The organism is Corynebacterium pseudopelargi (assembly GCF_003814005.1).
Lineage (GTDB): Bacteria > Actinomycetota > Actinomycetes > Mycobacteriales > Mycobacteriaceae > Corynebacterium > Corynebacterium pseudopelargi.
In genome coordinates this window covers 1,999,150-2,024,703 of sequence record NZ_CP033898.1, presented here as the reverse complement: position 1 = coordinate 2,024,703, position 25,554 = coordinate 1,999,150, and the positions used below count along the sequence as shown (strand labels likewise).

Below are 25,554 nucleotides of genomic sequence, written 5' to 3'. Positions count from 1 at the left end.
AATAAGAAAGTGCGAGACATGAACAAGATCTCTCCAAAAGCAATGCTGCGCAGCACTGCCCAAGCCTGTGCTGCTGTGTGCGCTGCCGCTGCTTTGGCCCTCGCGCCGAGCTTCGTGCCTCAGGCTGAGGCACTCCCGCCAGGTGGAGCTAATGGCTCTAATACAGGCAATAGTGTTTCCACCGTCTCTCCCACCACGGTGCAGCGCTGTAGCACCTTGAACTACCAGCTTCGCAATTTCGCCCCCAACACGATGGTGAGCGTGAAATTCGACGATGGCCAGCTTTCAAGCCAAGACCAGTCCCAGCAAGGCGCTGGCGTGGTGGCCCGCCAAATGAGCGATGGCAGCGGCAACGTGTCCGGCACCTTAAATATTGGCTGCAATTTCCCCACCGGAACGCACTGGTTGCGCTTCCTTGCCACGGAACGAAAAGGCGACTCTGATCGAGAAACCCTCGGCTGGAGTAACCGAAGCCCCAACTTCACCGTGGTAGAAAAAGCCTCCAAGCCTGCCTCTCAAGGCCAGGCATCTGGTGGCAACCAGGGTGCTAAGGAACAAAAGCCTGCCACCGGTGGCCAGAAGCAAAACCAGAGCCGAGGCAATGCAGGTTCCAATAACTCCGTTGGATCCAACAGCGCACAAGGCAATAAGCCCAAGGCCAAGAACTCCATCAGCCTGAACCGCGGTGGCAATTCCGGTGGCAACTCCGGTGGTGCGAGCGGCGGTTCCGGTGGCGCGGGCGCCCCGGGTGGGGCACTTGATTCCTCGCCAGGCGAAGAAGGCGACGATGGCGAGGACGCATCCTTGGCCGTGCTCGACGAAGGCGACGATGGCTCCAACGACCAGGGCAGCGATGCAACGCAGCAAGACAACACGCAGCTCAGCGCCGCTTCTCAAAACCGCAAGGATCGCGCACCAATCATGGGTGCGGTAATCGGTGGCGCCATTTTGATTGTGGGCTTTGCTGCCATGGCCTTGTGGTACGTCACCACCGAGCGTCGTCGTCGTGCGGATGCACAGCTTTTAAGCGCCCAGCATCAGGTAGTGGTGCCCGATGCTGCCCAAGGTGGGTATCAAGATGAGGCTTCGCACCCCAGCACCGCCACCTTTAGCCCCCAAAGCTATGATCCCCACGCCGATTATGGCCCACCCCAAGGCCCGCATGGGCCTCAAGATCCGCACTCGCCACGCTAGATGTTTGGCCAGGTGTGGTGTAAGTGAGAAAAAATACCGTGGCAGTACTAGCGCTGCTATTGCTAGTGCTGCTGAGCACGGGATTGTCTATGGCCATAGGCTCCAACCTCATTGCCTTTCGCACGGTGTGGCAATCGCTGTGGCATCCAGACGGCTCCTTTGAGTCGGTGGTAGTCACCCAACAGCGCTGGCCACGAACCTTGCTGCTGATTGCCGTGGGTGCTGCGTTGGGAACTGCGGGTGCGCTCATGCAGGCGCTCACCCGCAACCCTTTGGCCGATCCGGGCATCTTAGGTGTCAATGCAGGTGCTTCCCTTGCGGTCGTGGCTGCGGTGGCGGTGTTTGGGATATCCACCATCAGTTTTTATGTGTGGTTCTCATTCGTCGGTGCAGCACTTGCGGCGGTGGCGGTCTACATCATTGGCACCACCACCACCGCGAGCATCGGTACCGCAGGAGGCCCGCCAAATCCTTCGCGTTTGGCGCTCGCTGGTGTGGCGGTAAGCATGGCCATCCAGGCGATTGTGCAGGTCATCATCCTGACCAACCAACAGGCATTCAACGAGTTCCGCTTTTGGGCCGCAGGTTCCGCCCAAGGCCGAGGATTTTCGGTGCTGTTCACCGTGATCGGCTTTATCTTCCTTGGGCTCATCTTCGCCTTCGCCATTACTCCAGCGCTGAATGCCATGGCGCTTGGCGACGCCACCTCCACCGCCCTTGGCGTGCGCCTTGGATTGGTGCGAGCGCTGGTGATGTGTGCTGTCACGCTGCTCGCCGGTGCCGCCACCGCGGCAGTAGGCCCGATCATGTTCGTTGGCCTGGCAGTGCCTTATGCCGCGCGCACCATCGCCGGTGCAGATTGGCGTTGGATTGTTGCGCTCTCGGCTCTTGGTGCGCCCTCGTTTTTATTGCTTGCAGACGTCCTCGCACGAGTGGTGGTCATGCCCAATGAAATCGAGGTGGGTTTGATGTCTGCCATCATCGGTGGCCCAATTTTTGTCGCCTTGGTGCGTCGATCGAAAGTGAGCGCTATATGAGCCAATTCAATACCATCTCCTTTGGATCTTCGCGTCGCCCAATCACCTTGCGCATCGCACCAAGAAGCGCCCTGGTGGCGCTCATCCTCGCGGTGCTCATCTGTGCCCTGGGTGCCTTCGCGTTGGTCACCGGCGAATATCACATGACTATTGCAGAGGCGCTTCGCGCGCTTGCTGGTAACTCCCAAGACCGCCTGGCCAATTTCTTTGTCCAACAACAACGTGCACCCCGCGTGCTCGCGGCCATCATTGTTGGTGCTGCCCTAGGTGTATCCGGCACGATCTTTCAATCCCTTTCCGATAACCCCCTGGGCAGCCCAGATGTGATCGGCTTTAGCACCGGTGCCGCCACCGGTGCGCTGCTACAAATCATCGTCTTTTCTGCCACACCAGCAGGGGTGGCCGTAGGCGCATTGTGCGGCGGCTTGGTCACCGCCCTGGTGGTATATGGATTGTCCTATGACTCCACCGTGGGCGTAGGCGGAATCCGCTTGGTGCTGGTAGGCATTGGTGTTTCAGCCATCCTGCACGCGGTGAACTCCCTGCTAATCGTGCGGGCTTCGCTGGCGAGTGCTCAAACCGCTGCGCTGTGGCTTGCAGGCACGCTTAATGCCGTGAGCTTCGATTCCATGCGGCTATATGTGATCGCCATTGTGCTGCTATTGCCCCTAGCGCTCATGTTGAGCCGGCCGCTGAACACGCTTAGCAGTGGAGACGACATCGCCACCAGCGTTGGCGTGAAAGTTCGGACACGTCGCAGCCAATTGGTTGCCATTGGCGTCGCCCTGATCGCAGCGGCTGTGGCCATCGCAGGCCCTGTGGCCTTCGTTGCCTTGGCGGCACCACAGATTGCCAAGCGGCTTGCCCGCTCTGGCGAATGCGAAATGATCGCATCAGGTTTGTGCGGTGCGGTGTTGGTGCTGGGTTCAGACATCGCCGCCCAGCGCCTGTTTGCTCCTACACAATTGCCCGTTGGCGCAGTCACCGGCACCCTTGGCGGCGTGTACTTGGTGTGGCTGTTGATTTATCAAAGCAGGAGGTCTCAGTGATGCCTACTCATCACAGCAATGCCGAAGCAAGCGTTGCAGCACCCCAAGATCAAGCAGCCATCGCAGTGCGCGACCTTGTTGCAGGTTACGGCAGGGCAGCGCGGGCGAAAGAGATTCTGCACTCCGTCAACGTCGATATCCGCCCCGGCACCTTCACCGTGATTGTTGGGCCGAATGCCTGCGGTAAATCCACCCTGTTAAAAACCATGGCTCGCTTATTGCCAGTGGCCTCTGGGCAAATCGATATTCACGGCCGACCCCTTGACGCTTATGGCACCAAAGAGCTTGCCCGCACCATGAGCTTTCTACCCCAATCGCCACTCACACCAGAATCTATCGTGGTAGAAGATCTGGTTGGCCGTGGGCGCTATCCCCACCAGGGGATTGTCCGCCAATGGTCACAAGCCGATGAGGCTGCCGTGGAAGCCGCGATGGTGCAGGCAGGCGTAGACAACCTTCGCGGCAGGGTTGTACAAGAGCTTTCCGGTGGGCAGCGCCAACGAGTGTGGCTGGCCTTGGTGCTGGCGCAACAAACACCGATTGTGCTGCTTGACGAGCCAACCACCTATCTGGATATCACCCACCAGCTTCAGGTGCTCGACGTTGCGCAGGAGCTGCAACGCTCGGGCAAAACGGTAGTAGCGGTGCTCCATGAGCTTTCTTTGGCGTTTCGTTATGCCACCGATTTGATTGTGATGAAGCAAGGCCGCGTTTTCGCAGCCGGGCGCGTTGATGAGGTGGTGACCCCAGAGTTGGTGTCCGAGGTCTACGACGTGGACTGCGATTTAGTGCTCGACCCGCGCACCAGCCGCCCCATCTTGGTTCCGCACCCCCGCGGCTAACGCCAGCAACACCGCGGCTAGCGCCAGCAACTCCGCGGCTAGCGGCAGCAACTCCGCGGCGAGCGCCGGGGGGGGGGCTAAGCAAGCAGCGCCGCGACCCTAGCCAAGGTGGCAGGATGCACCATCTCGGGGTGGCTGATGCCAAGCGGATGGATGCGCAGTTCGGCGGTGTGTGCTTCCCACAACTGAGGATCCCGCACCGCCTCTGCTTCCCCCTGCGGCTTCGAGGTTGCTGCCACGGTGGCTTGGAAGAGGTCGATGCTGCCTGGGTAATAGCTGCTGCGGTGTTCGCGCATCAACCTCGCGTTGTGGCCTACTACTTCACTTACCTCGGCCAGCACCTCACTTGGCAGGTGCGCAAAAGGTCCGCCGCTGTTGCTTAATGCCTCTCGCAATTGCGCGCGTGCGCGTTGTGGGTCTTGGGTATCAAGCACAGCAGGATCGCATCCTGCCATGGTGGCAATGCCTTGGAGCTTTTCAATCTCTGTTGGTGCAGGCAGCGCCGCCCAGGCTTCTGCTGGGTAGGCATCTAAAAGGAGCACTCGGCGGCACTGAAAGCCAAAGGATGGGGCGCAGGCAGCAACCTCATGGGCAAGCACTCCGCCTACAGACCATCCCACTACATCAACGTCAGTGACACCTAATGTGGTGCACATCTGTGCAATGTCTTCGGCTGCGATCTTGGCAGCTTCAGCCAACGTGGCTGGCCGTGGGCTTGTTCCGTCCACTCCGGGTGCCTGGCATGCATACACACCTCGGCCAGGATCAAGTTGGGCTACTAAGCCCGCATAGGACCAGCCCAGCCCGCCGGCGGGGTAAAGGCAGATCACGGGGATGCCTTCACGGTGGGCTCGCAGGCTTAACCAGCGCGCGGTTCCTGCGTTGTTGCTTGGTTGTTCGGCGTCGAGCTGGCGCAGTGCATTGGCCAGCGCATCAACGCTGGGAGCTGCAAAAACATCGGCTACGCGCACCTTTGTTCCAAGCGCATTAGCTAAAGCGATGGCCTCAAGGGAGGTGCCACCTAAATCAAAGAAGTTATCTTCTGTTCCAACAACTCCTAAGTTCAGCACCTCGGCAAAGGCCTGTTGCACCTGGGCTGTGTATGGATCCTTGGAAAGCTCAGCACTGCCTTGGTGTTCCACCTCGGGCAGCGGCAGCGCCTTGGTGTCGAGCTTGCCGTTTAGGGTCATGGGGAAACGTTCCAGCAAGATGATCGCACTTGGCACCATATAACTGGGCAGCGCTGCTGTGCAGGCTTGGCGTATGGCGTGGATGAGTGCTTGCTCATCGGCGTGTGCATCGCTTGGGATTGCATAGCCTAGAAGCCTGCTGCCTTCGTGTACCACGGCCACGGCCTGGGCTACGCCGGAAACGTGTTGCATGGTCGCGCTGACTTCTCCAAGTTCGAGGCGTTGCCCGCGTAGCTTGACTTGGCCATCGCTTCTGCCGTGGTAGAGCAGCGATCCATCGGCGCGCCACGAGGCAAGATCACCGGTGCGATACATCCTGCGGTTCTCTTGGCCTGCGGGTGCAAAAGGATCTTCAACAAATTGCTGTGCCGTGAGCTCTGGTTGCCCCAGGTAGCCGTTGGCAAGTTGCACTCCGGCCAGGTAGAGCATCCCGCGTGCGCCCACCGGCACGGCTTGTTGCCAAGGATCGAGCACATAGGTGCGGGTATTCCACACTGGTTTGCCAATGGGAATCACGCGATCTTCGGGCCTCACGGTGTGGGCGGTGACGTCAATAGATGCCTCGGTAGGCCCATAGAGGTTGTGTACCTGCACATCAAAGGTGCTGGCAGTGGCATGGGCCAGGCCTGCATCCAAGGCTTCCCCGGAGGTGATGACATGTTTGAGGCAATCGAGATCAATGTCTGAGTCGCGTTGGCTATTAAGAAACGCCCCCAGGGCACTGGGCACAAAGTGGCAGTGGGTGACACCGGCGCTATTGATATGTTCTGCAACAGCTACTGGGTCGAGGTGTAGTTGCTCGGGCAAGATCGCGCAGGGTACGTCGTGGCTAAACGGCAAGAGCAGTTCCCACACAGAAACATCAAAGGAGCTCGGCGTTTTCTGCATAATGCAGGCCTGGGCTTCTCTGCTGATCTGGTAGTACTCCACCATCCATACCAGGCGATTGAGCACACCGCGATGCGGCACGGCAACAGCCTTCGGTTTGCCGGTAGAGCCGGAGGTAAACAGCACATAGGCGGTGTGTTCGGGCTTGGGCAGCTCAAGGTCTGCCAACCAGGCGGGTTGCTCAAAGCTTGGTTGCTGCCCTGCGCGGATATCGGTGGAAGAAAGCCGCAACGTCGCCTTGATGCCCACCGAAGAGGCATCGAAAGCATCCCACACGTCGGTATCTGGAATCACTAGCAGACGAGGTTGCGTGCGTTCGAGCATGTAGGCTCTGCGCGCTTCGGGCAAGGTGGGGTCCACCGGCACCCACTGGGCTCCCAGCAGAAGTACTGCGGCAATGCTTAAGCTTAACGACGCACTGCGCGGCAACCCGAGCGCCACCATATCGCCACTGCGAACCCCCAGGTCGTGCATCTTATTGGCAATGGTGGTGATCACGCCCCAGGCTTGATCTGACGGAAGTTCCTGTTGCGCAAAATATAACAGTGGCGCGGCACCATCAGGTGTTGCATGCAGCGCTGCCGCACGCTGTTGGTGCAGCAAGTGGCTCAGCGTGGTGGTGGAGTCCCAGGGCAGCACGTGTTGGGTGCGATTAAACACCTCGATGCACTGTTGCTGTTCTGTTTCAGTTGCGATGCTGATATCTGAAAGCCGCTGTGTTGGGCTGAGCCTGGATGCTTGTGCAAAGAACTCTGCCATGCGGTTGGCATGAGCCTCGATCATCTCTTGATCTTTTGTGCTGCCGTGGGCAAGCAAGAGGCAATCCCAGCCGCCATTGGGGGCAGATTGTAAGACCCATTCGGCATCAACCACAGGTCCTGCACTGAGTGTGCGAATTTCGCATTTCACACCAGCAAAGGAATAGCTGGGGGTAAAGGGGCGGATATTGATCGATGGGCCAAGCAGCCTGCGTGAGGGATCGCTGAGCCCATGGAGCCTGCGGATATCTTCTAACCTGATCGACGCATGCGCGCGAGCCTGACCGAGTTGTTGTGCCACACTGGCGATGCTTTCTTCTAACTTCGGAGCTATCCCCGGTGCCTGCACAGGGCAGTCAAGCGCGATGGGCAGCACGCTTGCTACAGGGCTCATCGCTATTGTTTGTTGGCCAAAGGGGCGATGCATCATGGGCAAGCCCAGTGTGATGTGTTCTGCATGCGTCATTGCAGCGGTGTAGTGAGCAATGAGCGTGCAAGCGATATCGAGTTCTGTGGCACCACTTGCTGCTGCGATCTTGCGCAACGCGGCACGGGTTTCGGCAGTAATATGCGTCTGGGCGCTCAGGCTATGTGGTCGCTTGGAGCCGTGGGTGTGGGCTATGAGCGAAGGTGGATCCACAGGCAATGATTGTGCGCGCCAATATTGCGCGCATTCGGTGCTAAATAGCTCATCCTTTGTGGCAGATGCTTGGCTAAACGGGCTTGGCGGCAGGGCCTGCTCCTGGATCAAGGCGGTATAGCAGCGCGCCACCCAAGCAATAAAGGCATTGACCGCAAATCCATCGGCCACAATATGATGCACGCGCATCACCCACACAGTCGTGTGGGATTGAGCCTGATGCGGGATGCTAGCTACTACATGATGGATGAGCCCTGTCCCGCTGATCTTTTGGGTAGATGCAGGGGCTTGATCCACCAGGTGATGTGCCCAACGCGCAAGCGCTTCTGTGGAAGTATCGCTTAGCCCCTGGGCTTCTAAGGTGCGGGGATCAAGCACCTGCACTTTATGGGTCACAGGCTGGTCGGGAATGCTCATCACCGGCTGCTGTGCTTCGGTGAAAAAGCTTGCAGAAAACTCCGGTACCTCCCTCGTGCAGTGCTCGATGGCGCGTGTGAGGGTGTCGCTATCCACGCTGTGATAAGTGCCAGCGGCATCCTTGGTGGGGCGAAGGATTACCAGCTCGGCGCATTGGCATTGCTCAGGGGTGGTGGCATTGATAAACCAATGTGCCTGCTGGCCGGCGTTGAGCAAACGCTTCACAGTAGTGTTGCCTTTCCGGGTGCATGTTGATTGTTGTTGCCTAGGGCTTGGGCCAGTAATTCGATGAGGTTTTCGCGCCACCAGCAATAATCGTGGCCGCCATCTTCTACAGCTACGGTGCACGGCCAGCCAGCGCGTTGGGCGGTAAGGCTCAACAGCAGCACCCTCGGCAGCAGGGGAGTTTCTCGTGCACCCACGGCCAGCAACAGTGGTACATGATGCTTCGGTGCAGCAAGGGCGTATTGCTCACTGATCCAATCAACCACCCTGCTGCCCAATGCACTCGGCGTAGCGTTTTCACCCGGTGCCCACCACATAGAAGGTGACTGTGCTACCGCGGCAGCGATGTGCTCTGGGAAAAGTTGTGCACAGCGCAAGGCCAAGATGCCGCCGAGGCTTTGGCCGGCTACCACCAATGGTTGCTGGGCTAGGGTATTCGGGCTTTCTTGCTTATCGAGCACCTCCTGCGCCCAGCGCTGCGCCCAGGGGATGACTGCTTGGGCAAAATCATCATTGCCGCCGAGCACGCGGCGTCGGTCGGGGATGTCATTCACACCAACGCCAATAACGGCACAAGGGGGCAGCACCCCTGCTGAACAGGCTGCATCTAGGGCGTCTGCGAGGTTGAAGCGGCGGAACCACGAGTCGGCGTCGAAAAGCACCACGGTGGGCAACGGCTTGTCAGTGGAAAGCCCTGGTGCTGGAACCCACAAAAATACCGGCCTTTGGCCTAAAAGCTCGGCGCTTGCCTCAAAGAGGTGGCCAGGGTGCAGCCGATGGCCTTCAAGGCAGCGTGCTTGGGCGCCGGGTACTGGGGGGAAAAATTGCGGCGTCGGTGCTGCCTGGCCGGCAAAATGCGATAGACCCCGTGGTCCTTGTTGGGCAAGTGCCGGGCGTGGGGAGTGGGGGTCGAGCAGGTGTCCCTCGGTGCCGTGGGCGGCGTGGTGGCGTGTGGGGCCATCGCCGCCATTGCCGGTGCGGAAGCCATACGAGCCCTGATAGCTTGGGGGCAATATAAGTGTGCGCACCCACCAGCGTGTGCCGGGAACATGGTGCATGACACCTTGTGCATAATTATCTTTATCGGTGATCCGATTGAGAAAAAGATGCACACTTGCCTGATCAGCGGGGGTGTCCTCCGGGAGCTGAAACAGGAAGGTGTAGCGATTGCTGCCTTGCTCGTGCAGGGGAGTGCCCAGGCACACCAGCGCATCAACGACTTGCTCGCAACGCTTCGGATCTTTATCCCCCAAGGCGCAAAGCTCGTCTTCATCAGCAAAACCCCTGGCCAACCAGGATCGGTACACGCTCGAAGGATGGGTGGAAGCCTCTGCCATTAGGCGTTCAACTCCGCGATCCACTCGCGTGCGGTAGGCAGCGCCATCATGCGGTGAAAATCAATATCGGCGCCTGCTGCTCGCCAGCTTTCAATCAGGGTGATCATCCTTAAAGAATCCAAGCCCTGCTCGCTGAGCAATGCGTCTAAATCCAGCTCGGCTGCTTCAATCTGCAACATTGTGGCAATGTCGGCCACAATACGATCCTGCTGGAGTGCTTGGGGTGAGGTGTCATTCATGTTTTTCTAGGCTCCTAAACGTTAAAAATGGCTCAAGGGCTTGAGTTTTACTGCGATGCATCGAGGGTGTCGGCAAGCGCTCTGCGGAGTTGCTTACGGCTAATCTTTCCCACGCCAGTAACGGGGAATTGGCGCACGAAGCGAAAATCGTCCGGGATCTTATACGCCGCTAAGCCACGGGCTTTCAGGTGTGCTCTTAATGCCTCGGCATTGCTGCGGTGCTGGCTGCTATCGCCGGCAATATCTTCGGCAACTAAGACGAAGGCGCAGCTTCTTTCACCCAAATAGGCATCTGGGATAGCCACTAAGGCGGCGTCTTTGACCAGGCTGTGGGCAAGGAGGTGATCTTCAATTTCCTCAGCGGAGATCTTCTCGCCCCCGCGATGGATCTGATCTTTATCTCTGCCTTCTACCACCAGATAACCATCCTCGCGGCGGCGGACAATATCGCCGGTGCGATAAAAACCTTCCTCGTTAAAGCTGCTGGCATCCACCCCGCCCAAATAGCCGCGGATGGTGTAGGGGCCGCGAGTAAGCAGATGCCCTCGCTGCCCAGCAGGAACCTCCTGGCCGTGATCGTCAACCACCAAGACTTCATCGGCGGGGCTGATTGGGCGGCCTTGGGTGTGGATGCATACCTCGTGCGGATCATCTAAGCGGGTGTAATTAACCAAGCCTTCTGCCATGCCAAATACCTGCTGCAATTGGCACTGCAAGGTCTCAGCCACACGGCTTGCTGCCTGCGGGGTAAATTTTGCACCACCTACCTGCAGCACCTCCAGGCTTGAAAGATCACAGCCCAAGGCCGGAAGGATATTCATCCACGCCATCGCTAGCGGTGGCACAGCCGCAGTCATGGTGATGGCTTCAGCCTCAATCAGCGCACCCACCGTGCTTGGCGAAGGATCAGTGCAAAACACCACCGTGCCACCGGCATAGAGCACACCTAAGATGCCGGGCGAAGACATAGTGAAGTTGTGGCTTGCAGGCAATGCCACCAAAAACCGTGTGGCGGTGTTGAGCTTGCAAATCTCGGCCGACTCGCGCACAGAATAGAGGTAGTCTGCGTGGCTTCTAGGAATCAGCTTTGGCACACCGGTGGTGCCGCCGGATACCTGCAACATGGCAAGCGCATGAGAGGCTGGCAGATCCACGGCCTCGAGCCCAGCAGATGCAGTGGAGGAAGGTGGCTGTGTTGTATCGCCCGCATCGTCGCCGTGGAGCAGCACAATTAAGTCCGGATAGTCGCGTTGCAGCTCGGCTGCTAAGGCTTGATGCGAAAAGCCTGCGTGTTGTTGGCAGGTGCTCAGCCCTCGTGCACCGGCTGAGCGAATGAAATGTTCGATCTCGCTTCTTCGGTGGGCAGGGAGTGCGAACACCGGCACCGCCGCCATGCGCCACAGCGCGAATACCTCGATGAGGTATTCCAGCACATTGGGCAATTGCACGATCACCCGATCCCCAGGGCGAATCCCTACGTTGAGCAACTGCTTTGCTCTTTGTGCCGCGGCTCGGTTGAGCTCCTGATAGCTCAGGCGGATTTGTTGGCCATCAAGGCGGTTGGCCACCACTGCCTCTTGGGTGCCAAAGCGCGAAGCCGCATCGTCGAGGAACTCGGCAAATGTCTCATCCGTCCAATAGCCTGCCTGGCGATAGGCTTGTTCGACACTGGCTGGATACAAGCTGCCTGGAGCAGGCATCGCTACCGTGGGAATGGCTTGGGGGTAAGTGGTGTGGTGCGTCATCGTTGCAGCTCCAATTCATATTCGGCGGCCTTAATAAGGCTGGGGCTTAGGCTCAGTGCCTGGATAAGGGGGCCGAATTTGCTTTGCGTTTCTTGCACCTCTGCTGCTGGATCGGAATGCTGCACGATGCCACCGCCAGCACTGGCAAGAATGCGAAGGTGCTCTGAGGCGTTGCTTGCAGGATCCATCGTTGGTGGCAGCATTGTTGCGCTTCGAATTCCCACTCGCCATTGGCCATTGCCTTGGGCATCGGACCAACCCACCGCGCCGGCATAAAAGCCGCGTTCGGGTTCTTCCTCGCTTAGGATGTGGCGCGCTTCGGGCTGCGGATAGCCAGAAACTGCGGGCGTGGGGTGCAGCAATGCGGCAAGTTCCAGGCTGCTGATCGCATCATCGCGCAATTCGCCGGTGATTTTGGTGCCAAGGTGCCAGGTATGGCTGGTAGCACTAATCGATGGGCGCGCTGGAATATCTAGGCGGGTACATAAAGGCCCGAGTGTTTCAGCAATGTCGTGTGTAACAAAGGCATGTTCGTGAAGATCTTTGGCCGAAAGCTGCAGTTCAGTTGCCCGAGCTTGGTCTTGCACCGGATCAGCACTTCTGGCGATCGTGCCAGCCAAGGGGAAGGATTCGATATAGCGCCCGCGTTTTGCAATGAGCAGCTCAGGGCTGCTGCCCACAAAATACGCACCTTGATATCGCTTGCCAGCGGCATCAAGGCGGAGCAGGTGGCCATCGCCTGTGGCGCTGCCTTGAAGGAAACGCCCCAGCAGCCACAGGGGATCGGCAACAAGGTCTGCGTATTCACCAGAGGCGATATCCACACGCATCTGGCGTGAAAGCACCACTTTTTGCGCGATGCCTTGTTTGAGTTGCTCCACCATGCGCGCGACTCGCCCATGGTGCTCCCCGCTGTTGTGATTAAAGCTGATTGATACCGCAGCATCGTGTTCTGATGGCCCAAGAGCAGGGCTTGAAAGCGTGAGTGGCTGTTGGCGAATGCTATGGCGCTTCGGCCTAAACAAGCACACTGGATCTGCTTCGTGGAAGGGCAAAGCGCCCACGATGATCTCCACGGCCTGAGTGTGCAAGGCTTGGGCGGCCGCGCTCACGCTGGAAAATGTTTGAGCGATGCCAGTTGCTTGAAGCGTCTCGGTGGCGGAGCTAAAGATGGCCGAGGGGTGCTGGGCAGTGCTGTGGCTATGGTTCACAGGCGCACCTCGTGGGTGCGTGCTTGCAGGGCGTTGAGCGCTTCGTTTGCAGCAACCACCTTGCCGCAGCGGGCTGCTACCCAATTAAGGGTGCGCTGGTGATCTTCTGCAGAGAAATCTGCAATGCCGTCTGCCACGAGGAAGGGTTGGATGTCGTTCATAAACGCATCGACGGCGCTGACTTGGCAGCCCATGTGGCCATAGACGCCGGTGATGATGAGTTGATCGCGGCCTTCAAATGCGAGTGCTTGGCGCAGGTCGGTGCGCTCAAAAGCGCTATAGCGCCACTTCGTAAGCAGGTGGTGGTGCGGCAGTGGGGTGAGCTCTTCTACAACCTGAGCATCCTGGGTAGTTTGCATGCCTTTGCCCCAGAAATCGCTAAGAAGCCCGCGGCGAGCAGTCTTTTGTTCGGGTGGCTGCACGGAGTAAAACACTGGAACTTCCGCATCGTCGGCAGCCGAGATGAGTGCTTGGATATTTGGCAGCACGGTTGCCATGGGGGCTTGGTTTCGGTCGTATGCCTCAATGAAGTAGTTCTGCATGTCGTGGACCAGCAGTGCGCAGCGGTTGAGGTCGATGTTCCAGTGCTCGGCGGTATTGGGGGTGCTCAACAGTGCCAGCGGCTCGCTTGAGCTCAAGGGGTAGGGAGCAATCGCGGGAATGGGCATGGTGTTTTACTCGAATCTTTCTGGGTTGTGTTCAGGGCGTTGTCCGACATGCCTCATCGGTGTAACTGAAGATAGCCTAACCTAAGCGTCTAGGGTAGCCCCGCCATCTACTCGCAGGTCATGCATGGTGATGTGCCGAGATTGCGGGCTAATGAGCCAAAGGCATGCCTGCGCGATGTCTTCCGGGGTGGCGACTCGCTGCAGCGGAATGCCTAGGCGATAAGCCTCGGGGTTGCCTGCAATCACCTCCTGGTGGCGCTGCTTGAGCTGGGTTTCGGTATCGCTGGGCTCATGCCACATGCCGCGAAGCATTGGTGTGTCGGTGGAGCCGGGGGAGACGGTATTGCAGCGAACCCCATAGGGGGCGAGCTCAAGGCCAAGGGTGTGGACCCAGCTTTTTGCGGCAGCCTTTGATGCTCCATAGGCGGCCATGCCGCTTCTCGGTACCGCTGCGGCATTGGAGGTCACCACCACGATGGCACCTCGTTTGCGTGCGGCCATTTGTTGGGCAATCGGAGAACATGTGGCGATCACGCCTTCGAGGTTGATGGCCACGCTTTGCCGGATCGCGTCCCAATCGGGCTGCAAGGCGCTATCGGGGCGTAGCACTCCGGCGGTGTGGATGAGGTAATCCACAGGTGCCGGCAGTGCTTGGAGGTGATGGGCAATAGATTCCGGGTCGCTCACATCTACTTCTGGTAGATCCCACCGCGACACGCTATAGCCGTGCTCAAGCAGCAAATCGCAGGTGGCCTGCCCAATACCGCCCTTGGCGCCGGTGATAAGACAGTGGCCGCGGTGTTCTAAATCCTCAGAGTGCTTCAAAGCCATAAGGTAAGGCTAGCCTATCTATCAATCTGGCAGTAGGTAGCCGTCCGTGGCGGCCAAAATGAACGCCAAGCCGATGCGCCTGCACTGCACGGTGTGCTCTGTGAACACCTCGATGCCTGCCTGGGGCTTAGCCTGCAAGGTGTTGGCGGTGGCAGAACTTGAAAAGCCCGGCCATGAGTGATTAAATACTCGGGTTGCCTGTAATAGGTCGCTTAGCCGTGCGTTTCCGAGCGGTGAATGCGAGACCCTTCGGCCTTAAAGGTCCGTCGTCACTTCGGTGGGATTGCAGAGCAAATGCAAGCGAGACCGCGCGCGTCAGGACGGAAATCTGCCGCGCATGTATCCAGGTCAAGGAGACCCATAGTGATTCAGCAAGAATCGCGTCTGCGGGTTGCCGATAACACTGGTGCACGTGAAATTCTGTGCATCCGCGTACTCGGTGGCTCCACCCGACGCTTCGCTGGTATCGGCGACACCATTGTCGCTACCGTGAAGGAAGCAACCCCCGGCGGCAACGTCAAGGCCGGCGAGGTTGTTAAGGCCGTAATCGTTCGTGCGAAAAAGGAAACCCGTCGTCCGGACGGCTCCTACATTCGTTTCGATGAGAACGCTGCCGTGATCATCAAGAACGACAATGAGCCCCGCGGTACCCGTATCTTCGGCCCCGTGGCTCGTGAGCTTCGCGATAAGAAGTTCATGAAGATCGTTTCGCTCGCACCGGAGGTGATCTAAGGATGAAAATCCGTAAAGGCGATATGGTCCTCGTGATCTCTGGCCCCGACAAGGGCGCCAAGGGCAAGGTTATCCAGGCGTTCCCCAAGGAGGACAAGGTTCTCGTTGAGGGCGTGAAGCGCATCAAGAAGCACGTCGCTAACTCCGCACCCGAGCGCGGTGCTGAGTCCGGCGGCATCGTGACCCAAGAGTCGAAGATCCACGTTTCCAACGTGATGCTCCTCGACGCCGAGGGCACCCCCACCCGCGTGGGCTACCGCTTCGATGAGAACGGCAAGAAGGTCCGTATCTCGCGTCGTACCGGGAAGGACATCTAACCATGAGCGAGAACTACACTCCCCGTCTTAAGACCCGCTACCGCGAAGAGATCCGCACCAAGCTCAACGACGAATTCTCCTACGAGAACGTCATGCAGATCCCCGGTATTACCAAGGTTGTTGTGAACATGGGTGTGGGCGACGCTGCCCGCGACTCCAAGCTCATCAACGGCGCTCTTGAGGATCTCACCCTCATCACCGGTCAGAAGCCCGAGCTGCGTCGCGCCAAGAAGTCCATCGCGAACTTCAAGCTGCGTGAAGGCATGCCCATCGGTGCTCGCGTCACCCTGCGTGGCGACCGCATGTGGGAATTCCTCGACCGTCTGCTCACCGTGGCTCTGCCGCGTATTCGCGACTTCCGCGGTCTGTCTGACCAGCAGTTCGACGGCCACGGCAACTACACCTTCGGCCTGACCGAGCAGACCATGTTCTACGAAATCGACGTAGACAAGGTGGATCGTCCCCGCGGTATGGACATCACCGTGGTTACCACCGCCACCAACAACGAAGAAGGCCGCGCCCTGCTGCGCGAGCTCGGCTTCCCCTTCAAGAAGAACGAGAAGTAAAAGCTTCGTTGCTTTAAAAGAGCTTAAGACCCCGCCTGGTGCGGGGTCTTTTCTTTTGCCCGAAAGCTCAACGCCTGAATAGGCGTAGTTGAAGGGCGCGCAAACATAGCTATTATGCAGCCAATTTCTTTCGTGCTCAGTTGTGCCGCTAATGTTCAGCTTCGTGTTACGCACCATGCTGAAATCGAAAATTCACCGGGCTACCGTCACCCAGGCAGACCTGCACTACGTGGGATCCTGCACCATTGACGCAGACCTCATGGACGCCGCCGACATTCTCGAATGCGAAAAGATCGACATCGTCGATATTGATAATGGCAATAGGCTGAGCACCTACGCGATTAGCGGCGAGCGTGGTTCCGGGATTATCAGTATCAATGGCGCTGCCGCACGATTGATTAGCCCCGGTGACCTCGTCATCATTATCGGTTACGGGATCTTCAATTCCGAGGAACTAGAGCAGTACGCACCCAAGGTGGTGTTTGTTAATGATCGTAACCAGCAGGTGGAGTTGGGTCATGATCCAGCAGATGCTCCAGCAGGTTCGGGATTGTCTAACCCCCGCACACCGCACTGAGTGCGCAGCCCTAGCATATTCCGGGGGTGGAAAGCGGTGAAAAGCCAAACAAAAACCCACTTGGTGCCCCCGGAAGGTGTAAAGGTGTGAGGGGGAAATGGGGGTAGGGGATAAGCCTGCGGTTGAGCGTGCAAAATGCAGCAATAAACCCAAAATAACGCTGCTTTTTTATCCCCTCTATACCTTTGGTGTAAAGCACCCCTTATCCCACATGGCGGTGAACAATACCCTGGGTTTTGTGAACACTATTGCCCAGATAACTAGCCCTAGGCCAGAGGCTTTAGGGTCAATACGCTATGGGCGTGTTCTGTACTTAAGAATCTGGGCAAGTGGCGCGGCATTCGGTGCGAGCGAGTGCGCTGGTGCGTCGAAAAGCTCCAGGTTGTCAAGCCCTCTTATCGGGTCTACTTGAGCTGTGAAGGTCGAACCCTATGTTTTCCTCCCGAAGCAAACCCCCGCTGTATTCACGTAAGCGTCGCATCGCGATCCGCTCCGCCGTGGTGATGGTGCTGGTGGCACCGCTGTTGGTGGCCGCGGCCTGGATGTGGTCGATGTGGGATCCCTCCCACTACCTCGACGAAGTCAAAATTGCCGTGGTCAACGAGGATAAAGGCGTGACCCAAGATGGCCAGAAGGTCAACTTTGGCAAGGACATTGAAAAAGGTCTGCTCGATACCAGCTACCTCAACGTTGAGGCCGTCTCCACCGATCAAGCCGGCAAGGGCATGCGCGATGGCGAATATATCGCCACCATTTCCATCCCCCAGGATTTCTCGCGCAACATCGCCACGGTGATCGACGAAAAGCCCAGCCAGGCAGATGTGATCATCTCCTATAACGATCACTATGGCACCAACACCCCGCTGCTGACCTCCGGTTTGATCCCAGGCATCCAGGCGGGCATCCAGGCCGGTATCACCGAAGGTTATGGCCAAGAAATTCTCGACGGCATGAACCAACTTGGTGCCGGTTTGAAAGAGGCAGCCGATGGCGCCGTGCAGCTCGACGATGGCGCCGGCATGCTCAAAGACGGCACCGAACAAGGCATTGATGGTGCACACCAACTCAAAGATGGCACCGAGCAGGTTCGCGACGGCGCAGGCCAGGTCGATGATGGCGTAAGCCAGCTTCTCGACGGCACCCGCCAACTCGGCGACGGCGCCGCCCAAATCGATGCAGGCGTTGGCCAACTAACCGATCAACTGATCCCCCTTGCCCGCCAAGCAGGTGCCGCAGCCGATCAGATCCGCCCCATGATCCAGGTGCTGCGCCAACTGCAGCTCAACCAGGAAGCTGATCGCCTCCAGGGCATCGTGGATACCTTGAGCAATTCCAGCCCCCAAGGCGTTGCCAACCAGCTACAAATGCTCAAAGACGGCACCGCCGAGATGAGCCGCCAGCTCAACAGCCCCTCTGCTGAATACCTCGGTGGCATGCTCCAACTCAAAGACGGCACCTCGCAGCTTGCCGCAGGCACTGTGGAACTCGACGAGGGCATGGGCCAGATGCTCGATGGCACCTATCAGCTTGACGACGGCGTGCGCCAGCTCAAAGACGGCACGACCCAATTGCGCACTGGCCTGGTAGAAGGCTCCGCGCAAGCACCACAGATCACCGATATTCCTGCTTCTTCGCGCCAATTGGCCATGCCAGTTGCCTACTCCCAGGATTATCAGCACCCGGTGCAAACCCTTGAAGATCTCAACGACCCCACCTCCAAGCAGCTCTCCGGTGGCGTGACCTTCATCTTGATCCTCGTCTTCGGCTTTCTGTTCATGGTGCTGGTGAGCATGTTGGCGCCGCATATCCTTGGCTGCGATCGCAAGCGCAAGCCCATTAGGCAGGTGCTCGGCGGCTTTGCCATCTGCTCGGCCATCAACACTGTGCTGCTGTTCTTGCTGGTGTGGGCTGGTGCTCAGCTTGGCTTCTCGGTGCTGCACCGCGCGGCCTTTGCCATCGGCGTGGTCATTTTGGCCACCAATGCCACGGCCTTCTTCCAGATGCTTCGCGTGGCCTTTGGCCGGCTGATCGGCGGCACCTTGGCGCTGGGATTCTTCGCCTACGGTGTATTCAGCTTCGGTGGCGTGTGGCCAATCCAGCTCACCCCGAAGCCGCTGCGCCTCTTGCACGATATTCACCCCATGACCTACGCTCGCCAGCTCTTTATCGCAGGTGTGGAAGGTGATATTGATAGCTCCTACTATGGCGCGGCACTACTGCTGGTGGTGCTGACCATCGTCTGCCTTTCCATCTCGGTATTCGTGCTCAACCGCCGGCTGCGCCAGGCGCAAGAGCGCGCCGCGGCAGCGCATGCACAAACTGCCGATGAAGATACCGGCGAGCTGGTGAATTCCTAGCCTGCTAGCTCAGAAAGCGGCTGCACCTTCAAGGTGCAGCCGCTTTGTTGTTGGGCTTAAAAGCGCTATGGCCTAGGGATCAGGTAGAGCCCTGCATGTTCTTCTACCGTGTATTCGATGGGCAGCACATCAAAGCGGTCGCCATCGGCATAGACGGGCATATCGGGCATCTCAATGCGGATCTTCTTGGCGCGGTACTGGCTCAAGCCTTCTTCGCCACGGATATTGCCGGTGTAGATCTTGGGGAACTTCCTGGCCACGTTATAGCGATTCATGCGGCCAAGCACCGTGAGATCCAGCAGGCCATCGTTGTGGCGAGCATCCGGGCAGATTTGCATGCCGCCGCCATAGGAGCGGGTATTGCCCACCGCCGCTAGGGTAATGGGCTCATCCACCACGAGTTCATCGTCGAGGAAGATCCGGCAGGGGATGGAGTGGAAGTGCAAGAACTCCAACACGATGGCTGCCACATAGCGTGCAGAACCCTTGGGCCAAGAAATGGTGTTCGCACGCTCGGTCACGATCGAGTCGAAGCCTTGGGTAACACAGGTGCCAAAGTAGCGCTCGTGGCCATCATCGGTGCGCATCTTGCCTAGATCGGTGCGCACGCTTACGCCTTCTACAACCACTTCGGCGGCGCGCTCGGGATCCAGCGGGATGCCGTATTCGCGGGCGTGGTCATTGCCAGTGCCGGCGGGGATGATGCCCAAGGGGGTATCAGTGTTGGCCTGGGCTTGCAGGGCTAAGTTAATCAGACCATCGCCGCCGCAAACCACCAGTGCATCCACACCGGATTCGAGTGCCTCTTTGGCAAGCTCTGCAGAATTCTCGGGGCTTGAGCCAGCAATGCTGATCACATCCACGCCGAGCTGGTGAAAACGTGCTTCGGCGCGGTTGCTTTTGTGCTTGGCCAGGCCTTTACCGGCAGCAGGGTTGGTCAACAGCGCGATTTTGTTGATCTCGCGCTTGGCAATCTTGATGTCGTTCATGGCAGGAGCTTTCCTGGGTTGAGCACGCCCTGTGGGTCGAGGTGATCCTTCACAGCCCGCAGGATGCCCAGGCCAAGCTGGCCTACTTCCTGCTGCATGAAGTCTGCGTGATCGGTGCCCACGGCGTGGTGGTGGGTGATGGTTCCGTTGTGCTCAGTAATGGCACGAAGAATAGAAAGCTTTGCGTGGCGCCACTGCTCAATGGGGGCCTCATCCTGGGCACCCAGGATGGTGAAGTACAAAGAGCAGCCATTGGCATATACGTGAGAAACGTGGCAGAGCACCAGTGCCACCGAGTTCCCTTCGCCCAAGGCCTCGGTTACAGCGGCGGTAATCGCCTTTTTTAGATTCGGCACATTAGACCAGGTGGTGGCAGTTTCGAAGGTTTCGCACAGCACGCCTGCATCCAGGAGGGCGTCGCGAAGCACCGGGGCGCCAAAGCGTCCCTTCTCCCACTTGCGCACAGGTGCCTCACCCAAGGAGGTGCCACCCATTTCCAGCAGGAGGTTGCGGGTTTCTTCGTGGCGAGAGGCAACGTGCTCGCGGGTGCCTTCATACATGGTCAGGCACAGGCAGCCATGCGGTGCTGCGGATTCTTGCTCGCCAATGGCATCGGTGGAGGTGAGGTTGGTTGCCGATTCGATTTCGTCGGAAAGCCTGATCACCGTCGGGCCGGTCTTGTGCTGCTCAACGGCGCGAACTGCGGCCACACCGCTAGCAAAGTCGGGGAAGACGAATGCTTCATAGGCCTTGGCCTCGGGGATCGCGTGTACCTTCAGGCGCACCTTGGTGATGATGCCGAAGGTGCCCTCGGAGCCCATGAACAGCTCCTTGAGGTCAGGACCTGCTGCAGAAGCAGGCGCTGCGTCGCCCACCGTCATGATGCCTTGAGGGGTGACCACTTCCATGGAAGCGACCATCTCATCAAAACGCCCATAGCCTGCAGAGTTCTGGCCAGAGGAGCGGGTTGCGGCAAAGCCGCCGATGGTGGCGTAGGGGAAGGATTGGGGGAAGTGGCCAAGCTGCAAGCCATATTTGGCCAGCGCGATTTCTGCCTGTGGGCCGGACATGCCGGCGCCCAAGGTGGCTTCGCCGCTGATGGAATCCACATCTTCGATGGCATCAAAGCGGGTGAGATCCAGGCTGATCACCGCATTGAAGCGGCCGCGCAGCGGGGAAACACCGCCAACCACCGAGGTGCCGCCGCCGAAGGGGACAACGGCCACAGAGCTTTTCGACGCCCACTGCAGCAATTCCAGCACCTGCTCATTGCTCTTTGGCGCCACCACGGCATCGGGTACATCGATGACCTGGTCTACGCGCCAATCCAGCAGGTCAAAGTAGGACTTGCCGCGTGCGCGGGGGATGCGCTGTTCGCGTTCGGTGGAGACATAGCCTGCACCACAGATTGCTTCGAGAGCTTCAAGCTGTGCCGCATCCAGGGCGCATTCGCTGATCTTGACCTCGGCGAGTTCGGGGGCAGGGCGCGGGGTGGTATTTCCTACCACTTTGCCCACGAGCGATTGCAGGCTTTTGCTCAGGGGCTTGGCTTCTTGCTCCGAGCCCCAAATGGAAAATGACATGGGAGGGAGTGGCAATGCGTTCATACTTTCAAGCTACAAGCGCCCCAAAAGCTCGGGAAGGGGGTAGGAGCTGAAAATGGGGCCAAAAACCGGGGTGTGTAAAGTTGCCAAAAAATTTCTTAAGCGCTTCTAGCCAGCGAAAATGGGAGCTTTTCTAGCGCCAGTATCAATGATGTAAAGCGCAATTCCTTGACACCCCCGCCTCCCTAACGGCCACAATTGAGGCATGAGCACCGATGTAGACGAGGCGATCATGCTCGCCGCACGCACCCAAGTAGTGCAGATGGGCATTCGTCGTACCACCATGTCTTCGGTTGCTCGGGGAGCGAAGATTTCGCGCCCCACGCTCTATGCGCGTTTTAGTGGAAAAGACGCGCTCATCAGCAAACTTCTCACCCATGAGTTGCTCACCGTCGTCGCCGAGGGCAAGCGCCTGCCGGACACGGGCAGCGGCTTCGTCGAAGCGCTCATGGATGCCGCCCGCGCGGTGGCAAGCAATGAAGTGGTCAAGGCAATCGTCGAAGAGCAACCGGAGCTGCTTGGCACCTACTTTTTTCGACGCCTTGGAGAATCACAGGTGCGCATCATCGGTGCGCTTGAGCGAAAGATCGCCCAGATCCAACGCAACGCCCCACACACCATCTGCCACCGCGACCCCCACGCCGCAGCCACGATGTGCTGTTCGGTGCTGCAGCACTTTGCTATCAGCGCCAGAATTTTCGACCCCGTACTGCGAGCCCAACGCTCAGGCAGCACCTGGGATCAAGAACTACAAGTCATGCTAGAAGGGTATCTACTGCCATGAACACCGCACTCAACGCCGTGCGCCGGGAAGCTGACCTGGACTACCTTGCCAGCGATCCCGATGATATCGACCTCATCGTCATCGGTGGTGGCATCACCGGCGTGGGTATTGCCCTCGACGCCACCTCCCGCGGATTAAACACCGTGCTGCTTGAACGCCGCGACTTCGGCTTCGGCACCTCGCGGTGGTCCTCCAAGCTGGCGCACGGTGGCCTGCGCTACCTGACCAAACTTGAGGTAGGCATTGCCATGCACTCCGCCAAAGAGCGCGGCTTGCTCATGGAACACAACGCCCCGCACCTCATCCGCGCACTCCCGCAGGTGGCCCTGCTTGCCAGCGATACCAACCTGGTGCAAAAAGTAGCCATGCGCCTGGGCTTTATTGCAGGCGATATGTTGCGCATCGCAGCGGGCACCAGCTCGAAGATCCTGCCGCGTTCTCGTTATGCCAATAAGCAAGAAACGCTGCAGATGTGCCCCACCGCCCTGCAAGACGATCTGCGCGGATCCTGGGTCAACTACGACGGCCAAATGGTTGACGATGCCCGCATCGTGGCCGCCGTTGCCCGCACCGCAGCAGGCGAGGGCGCAAGGATCCTCAACTACACCGAGGTCACCCACGCCGAAGGCACGGCCGTGGAATTCCACGATGCCATTGGTGGGCGTGATCTTCGCGTCCGCGCCAAGGCCGTAATCAACGCAACTGGTGTGTGGGCAGGCACGGTGGATGAAGATATCCGCGTGCGCCCATCGCGCGGCACGCACCTCGTGGTGGATGCAGCAACCCTGGGCAATCCCACCGGTGCGCTTACTGTGCCGCTGCCTGGTTCCATCTCGCGCTACGTGTTCTTGGTGCCGCAGCAGTATGGCCGCGTCTTTATCGGGCTGACCGACGAAGACACCCCAGGCCCAATCCCCGATGTGCCAGATACCCCGGAAGAAGACATCGACTTCATCCTCGAGGCCATCAACCACGGCCTTGGCACCAAGCTGCAGCGCAGTGATGTGATCGGTGCATTTACCGGTCTGCGCCCGCTGATCGATACCGGCGAGGGCGGTTCCACCGCAGATCTTTCGCGTCGCCACAGCACCATCGAGGCCTCCAATGGCCTGATCTCCATCGTTGGCGGCAAGTACACCGAATTCCGACTCATGGCAGAAGAAGCCATCGACGAAGTGCTCAAGCGCAAGGGCATGCGCGCTGGATCCTGCCGCACCACCAACCTTCCCTATGTGGGTGCTCCCACCCACCCCGGCAGCTTGAGGGTCAATGGAGCCGATTTAGCCGGCCTGCCAGAAACCATGGTGCAGCGCTATGGCTATGAATCCCCGAAGGTAGTAGCCGCAGCGCAGGCAGCAATTGAGCGCCCCCTGGATAAGGTCGCAGGCCTCGATATCACCCGTGCAGAAGTGGCCTTTGCTATCAGCCACGAAGGTGCGCTGAATGCCGATGACGTACTGGATCGTCGTACCCGCATTGGCCTGGTCCAGCGTGACCGCGATGCAGCGGAGCAAGAAGTAACAGAGATCGTGGAGCAGATGCTCGAATACATCAAGGAGAACCAGTCATGAGCAAGCGCAACGTCGCCGATCGGGTAGGGCGTAAATTCATCGGCCGCGGGCTGGCCTGGGCACAGGTGCAACACCCCGGTGCAGTAGCCCGAGTGATCCAATTTGCCATTGCAAGGACGTCTTCTTCACATAAAGATGCTCCAAGCAGCAGCGAAAAGGCCGTAGGGCTTGAGGCCGCCCACCAGGCAGCCGGAGTCCCTGCGCCACTAGAATTCCACCGCCTCAGTGGTATCCAGGCTGCCAGTGCCATTGCTGGTGTGACCCCCGATCAGGCCACCACCATCAAGATCAGCAACTAGCACCGCCTTTGTAATTAATGCTCCTGCCGGCTAATCACCAGCAGGAGCAATTCTGCGCAACTGACCGGATCTGAAAGATCGGCCTCGCATACCTGCGCTGCTAAGCCCACGCGGGTGCGCACGGTGTGGCGGTGAATGCCGAGCACCTCTGCGGCCCTGGCAATGGAATTGCCCTGCTGGAGGTACACCGCCAGGGTGCGGTAGAGCTCGGTGCGGTTTTGCTGGTCATATACCTTGAGCCGCTCGATGGTTTCTTGGGCTCGAAAATCCAAGGCGGCGCGCACGGCTGGGTCTTGGGTCCACAGCATCCTATTGGTTTGGGCGCTGAAGTGTTCCCCCAGCTTTAAAGCTCGCACCGAGGTGAGCAGGTGGTAGAGCGATTCTTTAGTAATTTCTGCCCACGGTTGTTCCACATCGATACCGATGCGTAGTTTTTGGGTGTGTTCGCGAAAAAGCGTGAGGATATTCTTTGCGCTGCGATTGCCGCGAAAGAGCACGAGTGCTGCGTCTTCGCCAAAACTCACAGTGCATAATTCGCGTTCTACCAGGCGTAATTCCTGATCCACGGTGCTTAGTGCTTTGGCAATTTGTTGAGGATCATTGGAGTGGATCAGCACGGGGCGCACGCGCCCTGAGCCATCGGCAATGCGATTAAAAATTGCATCTAAAGAGCTTGGGTCGGTGGTTTGCCCAAGTAACACTTTTAAGGCCAATTCATTGAGCATGCTGCGCGCTGCTCTGAGTTGCTCGGGGCGCTGCAAGAGCAAATCGCACAGCCTGCATGCCTGCTTAATCATGGCGCGATCAAAACTATTCAGCGCTGTTTCGCGGTAGGTGGCAAGCTCAATGGCTCGATCGCCGATGGGGGTGAGGCGATGCTGAACCATGCGCAAGGCGGTATCAGAGGATCGCACTCCTCGCGGATCAGCCTGGGCAAGGATGCGCTGATCACTATCGCGAAGGACCGCGGCCAAATTGAGGCTTTGGGCCAGTTTGAGCATCACACCCTGAAGGCCTTCTTGCATGGCCGCGTGCTGCAGCGCGGTTTGAGAGGCATAAAGCGCGCGCTGCTGGCTGGTGGCTCGGTGGCGAAATTCCCTAGCAATCAAGCTGCTGATTGAAACAAAGGGGGTATCTCTGGGCACCTCGAATAGCCCGATGCCTTCGCGTTGGGCTGCCTGGATTAAGGCCTCGGGCACCTGCTCAAATACCAATCCCGTGCCAAAGCCGATTGCGCTCACGCGGTGTTGGGCGAGGTTGGCTACATAGGCGCTGAAGTGTTCGGGGTGATGTTCAAAGGCCAGGCCCACCAAAAGCACGAGGGCGTTGGGTTGGAGGAAGGGGGTTGGGTCGAGCAGCTCGGTGGGTTGTACCACGTGGATTTCTTGTTCCGAATCGCAGTGAAGCTGCAGGTTGAGCTGTTGTTGGCTAAGCAGCCACTGCAAGTTAATAAAAGAAGTTTCCAAGATCTTCCCAATAAGCAGTAG

At 58.6% G+C, this 25,554-nt stretch carries 23 protein-coding genes; 13 read left to right on the top strand and 10 right to left on the bottom strand.

Annotated elements, in window-relative coordinates; translation table 11 throughout:
- The first annotated feature begins 18 nt into the window (after positions 1 to 18).
- The 4 genes from CPPEL_RS09465 to CPPEL_RS09450 are packed head-to-tail and all read left to right on the top strand — an operon-like array spanning position 19 to position 4,122.
- Positions 19 to 1,194 (top strand): hypothetical protein, encoded by a 1,176-nt coding sequence (locus CPPEL_RS09465; RefSeq protein ID WP_123960906.1) that lies wholly within the window; start codon positions 19 to 21, stop codon positions 1,192 to 1,194.
- 23 nt (positions 1,195 to 1,217) lie between these two features.
- On the top strand, positions 1,218 to 2,231 hold the full coding sequence (locus CPPEL_RS09460; RefSeq protein ID WP_123960905.1) for a FecCD family ABC transporter permease: 1,014 nt from the start codon (positions 1,218 to 1,220) through the stop codon (positions 2,229 to 2,231).
- On the top strand, positions 2,228 to 3,280 hold the full coding sequence (locus tag CPPEL_RS09455) for a FecCD family ABC transporter permease (RefSeq protein ID WP_123960904.1): 1,053 nt from the start codon (positions 2,228 to 2,230) through the stop codon (positions 3,278 to 3,280). Before CPPEL_RS09460 ends, CPPEL_RS09455 begins: the two co-directional genes overlap by 4 nt.
- The gene (locus CPPEL_RS09450) at positions 3,280 to 4,122 is read left to right on the top strand and encodes an ABC transporter ATP-binding protein (RefSeq protein ID WP_123960903.1); all 843 of its coding nucleotides are present in this window, start codon (positions 3,280 to 3,282) and stop codon (positions 4,120 to 4,122) included. Before CPPEL_RS09455 ends, CPPEL_RS09450 begins: the two co-directional genes overlap by 1 nt.
- Before the next feature lie 77 nt (positions 4,123 to 4,199).
- Here CPPEL_RS09450 and CPPEL_RS09445 read toward each other — a convergent pair whose 3' ends face one another.
- From CPPEL_RS09445 to CPPEL_RS09415, 7 genes are all read right to left on the bottom strand, one after another.
- Positions 4,200 to 8,240, bottom strand: coding sequence for a non-ribosomal peptide synthetase (locus tag CPPEL_RS09445; RefSeq protein ID WP_123960902.1), 4,041 nt, complete (start codon positions 8,238 to 8,240; stop codon positions 4,200 to 4,202).
- Positions 8,237 to 9,577 (bottom strand): alpha/beta hydrolase, encoded by a 1,341-nt coding sequence (locus CPPEL_RS09440; protein WP_123960901.1) that lies wholly within the window; start codon positions 9,575 to 9,577, stop codon positions 8,237 to 8,239. The genes CPPEL_RS09445 and CPPEL_RS09440 overlap by 4 nt, the downstream gene beginning before the upstream one ends.
- Positions 9,577 to 9,816, bottom strand: coding sequence for a phosphopantetheine-binding protein (locus CPPEL_RS09435; RefSeq protein WP_123960900.1), 240 nt, complete (start codon positions 9,814 to 9,816; stop codon positions 9,577 to 9,579). The genes CPPEL_RS09440 and CPPEL_RS09435 overlap by 1 nt, the downstream gene beginning before the upstream one ends.
- 47 nt (positions 9,817 to 9,863) lie before the next feature.
- On the bottom strand, positions 9,864 to 11,516 hold the full coding sequence (locus CPPEL_RS09430; protein WP_123961301.1) for a (2,3-dihydroxybenzoyl)adenylate synthase: 1,653 nt from the start codon (positions 11,514 to 11,516) through the stop codon (positions 9,864 to 9,866).
- Positions 11,517 to 11,557: 41 nt separating this feature from the next.
- Entirely contained in the window at positions 11,558 to 12,772 is a 1,215-nt protein-coding gene (locus CPPEL_RS09425; RefSeq protein WP_123960899.1) for an isochorismate synthase, read from the bottom strand.
- On the bottom strand, positions 12,769 to 13,440 hold the full coding sequence (locus CPPEL_RS09420; RefSeq protein WP_123960897.1) for an isochorismatase family protein: 672 nt from the start codon (positions 13,438 to 13,440) through the stop codon (positions 12,769 to 12,771). The genes CPPEL_RS09425 and CPPEL_RS09420 overlap by 4 nt, the downstream gene beginning before the upstream one ends.
- 81 nt (positions 13,441 to 13,521) lie before the next feature.
- The gene (locus CPPEL_RS09415; protein WP_123960896.1) at positions 13,522 to 14,271 is read right to left on the bottom strand and encodes an SDR family oxidoreductase; all 750 of its coding nucleotides are present in this window, start codon (positions 14,269 to 14,271) and stop codon (positions 13,522 to 13,524) included.
- A gap of 46 nt (positions 14,272 to 14,317) precedes the next feature.
- Between CPPEL_RS09415 and CPPEL_RS11345 the strand changes: the two genes are divergently transcribed.
- From CPPEL_RS11345 to CPPEL_RS09390, 6 genes are all read left to right on the top strand, one after another.
- Positions 14,318 to 14,452 carry a hypothetical protein gene (locus tag CPPEL_RS11345; protein ID WP_281270484.1) on the top strand — a complete coding sequence of 45 codons (135 nt, stop codon included), beginning with the start codon at positions 14,318 to 14,320 and terminating at the stop codon, positions 14,450 to 14,452.
- 182 nt (positions 14,453 to 14,634) lie between these two features.
- Complete coding sequence (gene rplN / locus CPPEL_RS09410) at positions 14,635 to 15,003, top strand: 50S ribosomal protein L14 (RefSeq protein ID WP_123960894.1); 369 nt, start codon at positions 14,635 to 14,637, stop codon at positions 15,001 to 15,003.
- A gap of 2 nt (positions 15,004 to 15,005) precedes the next feature.
- The gene (gene rplX, locus CPPEL_RS09405; RefSeq protein WP_123960892.1) at positions 15,006 to 15,320 is read left to right on the top strand and encodes a 50S ribosomal protein L24; all 315 of its coding nucleotides are present in this window, start codon (positions 15,006 to 15,008) and stop codon (positions 15,318 to 15,320) included.
- A 2-nt stretch (positions 15,321 to 15,322) separates the two neighbouring features.
- Positions 15,323 to 15,886: a 50S ribosomal protein L5 gene (gene rplE / locus CPPEL_RS09400; RefSeq protein WP_123960890.1), complete on the top strand. Its 564-nt coding sequence runs from the start codon at positions 15,323 to 15,325 to the stop codon at positions 15,884 to 15,886.
- A 163-nt stretch (positions 15,887 to 16,049) separates the two neighbouring features.
- Positions 16,050 to 16,463, top strand: a complete 414-nt coding sequence (gene panD / locus CPPEL_RS09395) for an aspartate 1-decarboxylase (protein ID WP_123960889.1) — start codon at positions 16,050 to 16,052, stop codon at positions 16,461 to 16,463.
- Positions 16,464 to 16,894: 431 nt separating this feature from the next.
- Positions 16,895 to 18,820, top strand: a complete 1,926-nt coding sequence (locus CPPEL_RS09390) for a YhgE/Pip domain-containing protein (RefSeq protein ID WP_123960887.1) — start codon at positions 16,895 to 16,897, stop codon at positions 18,818 to 18,820.
- A gap of 65 nt (positions 18,821 to 18,885) precedes the next feature.
- On the opposite strand, the gene CPPEL_RS09385 is transcribed toward CPPEL_RS09390, so the two are convergent.
- Both CPPEL_RS09385 and CPPEL_RS09380 read right to left on the bottom strand, forming a co-directional pair.
- A complete protein-coding gene (locus tag CPPEL_RS09385; RefSeq protein ID WP_123960886.1) occupies positions 18,886 to 19,809 on the bottom strand; it encodes a diacylglycerol kinase in 924 nt (307 codons plus the stop codon).
- On the bottom strand, positions 19,806 to 21,392 hold the full coding sequence (locus tag CPPEL_RS09380) for an FAD-binding oxidoreductase (protein WP_123960884.1): 1,587 nt from the start codon (positions 21,390 to 21,392) through the stop codon (positions 19,806 to 19,808). The genes CPPEL_RS09385 and CPPEL_RS09380 overlap by 4 nt, the downstream gene beginning before the upstream one ends.
- 226 nt (positions 21,393 to 21,618) lie before the next feature.
- On the opposite strand from CPPEL_RS09380, the gene CPPEL_RS09375 reads away from it, so the two are divergent.
- Genes CPPEL_RS09375 through CPPEL_RS09365 form a run of 3 tightly spaced genes read left to right on the top strand, consistent with a single transcriptional unit; the run spans position 21,619 to position 24,067 of the window.
- A complete protein-coding gene (locus tag CPPEL_RS09375; RefSeq protein WP_123960883.1) occupies positions 21,619 to 22,197 on the top strand; it encodes a TetR/AcrR family transcriptional regulator in 579 nt (192 codons plus the stop codon).
- Positions 22,194 to 23,768, top strand: coding sequence for a glycerol-3-phosphate dehydrogenase/oxidase (locus CPPEL_RS09370; protein WP_123960882.1), 1,575 nt, complete (start codon positions 22,194 to 22,196; stop codon positions 23,766 to 23,768). The genes CPPEL_RS09375 and CPPEL_RS09370 overlap by 4 nt, the downstream gene beginning before the upstream one ends.
- Positions 23,765 to 24,067 carry a hypothetical protein gene (locus CPPEL_RS09365; RefSeq protein ID WP_123960880.1) on the top strand — a complete coding sequence of 101 codons (303 nt, stop codon included), beginning with the start codon at positions 23,765 to 23,767 and terminating at the stop codon, positions 24,065 to 24,067. Before CPPEL_RS09370 ends, CPPEL_RS09365 begins: the two co-directional genes overlap by 4 nt.
- Before the next feature lie 14 nt (positions 24,068 to 24,081).
- On the opposite strand, the gene CPPEL_RS09360 is transcribed toward CPPEL_RS09365, so the two are convergent.
- Positions 24,082 to 25,533: a PucR family transcriptional regulator gene (locus tag CPPEL_RS09360; protein ID WP_123960878.1), complete on the bottom strand. Its 1,452-nt coding sequence runs from the start codon at positions 25,531 to 25,533 to the stop codon at positions 24,082 to 24,084.
- Between the last annotated feature and the right edge of the window lie 21 nt (positions 25,534 to 25,554).

Coding starts and splice junctions, on each gene's coding strand:
- CPPEL_RS09465 (WP_123960906.1), top strand. CDS start 19: ATGAACAAGATCTCTCCAAAAGCAATGCTGCGCAGCACTGCCCAAGCC.
- CPPEL_RS09455 (WP_123960904.1), top strand. CDS start 2,228: ATGAGCCAATTCAATACCATCTCCTTTGGATCTTCGCGTCGCCCAATC.
- CPPEL_RS09450 (WP_123960903.1), top strand. CDS start 3,280: ATGCCTACTCATCACAGCAATGCCGAAGCAAGCGTTGCAGCACCCCAA.
- CPPEL_RS09440 (WP_123960901.1), bottom strand. CDS start 9,577: ATGGCAGAGGCTTCCACCCATCCTTCGAGCGTGTACCGATCCTGGTTG.
- CPPEL_RS09435 (WP_123960900.1), bottom strand. CDS start 9,816: ATGAATGACACCTCACCCCAAGCACTCCAGCAGGATCGTATTGTGGCC.
- CPPEL_RS09430 (WP_123961301.1), bottom strand. CDS start 11,516: ATGCCTGCTCCAGGCAGCTTGTATCCAGCCAGTGTCGAACAAGCCTAT.
- CPPEL_RS09420 (WP_123960897.1), bottom strand. CDS start 13,440: ATGCCCATTCCCGCGATTGCTCCCTACCCCTTGAGCTCAAGCGAGCCG.
- CPPEL_RS09415 (WP_123960896.1), bottom strand. CDS start 14,271: ATGGCTTTGAAGCACTCTGAGGATTTAGAACACCGCGGCCACTGTCTT.
- rplX (WP_123960892.1), top strand. CDS start 15,006: ATGAAAATCCGTAAAGGCGATATGGTCCTCGTGATCTCTGGCCCCGAC.
- rplE (WP_123960890.1), top strand. CDS start 15,323: ATGAGCGAGAACTACACTCCCCGTCTTAAGACCCGCTACCGCGAAGAG.
- CPPEL_RS09390 (WP_123960887.1), top strand. CDS start 16,895: ATGTTTTCCTCCCGAAGCAAACCCCCGCTGTATTCACGTAAGCGTCGC.
- CPPEL_RS09385 (WP_123960886.1), bottom strand. CDS start 19,809: ATGAACGACATCAAGATTGCCAAGCGCGAGATCAACAAAATCGCGCTG.
- CPPEL_RS09380 (WP_123960884.1), bottom strand. CDS start 21,392: ATGTCATTTTCCATTTGGGGCTCGGAGCAAGAAGCCAAGCCCCTGAGC.
- CPPEL_RS09375 (WP_123960883.1), top strand. CDS start 21,619: ATGAGCACCGATGTAGACGAGGCGATCATGCTCGCCGCACGCACCCAA.
- CPPEL_RS09370 (WP_123960882.1), top strand. CDS start 22,194: ATGAACACCGCACTCAACGCCGTGCGCCGGGAAGCTGACCTGGACTAC.
- CPPEL_RS09365 (WP_123960880.1), top strand. CDS start 23,765: ATGAGCAAGCGCAACGTCGCCGATCGGGTAGGGCGTAAATTCATCGGC.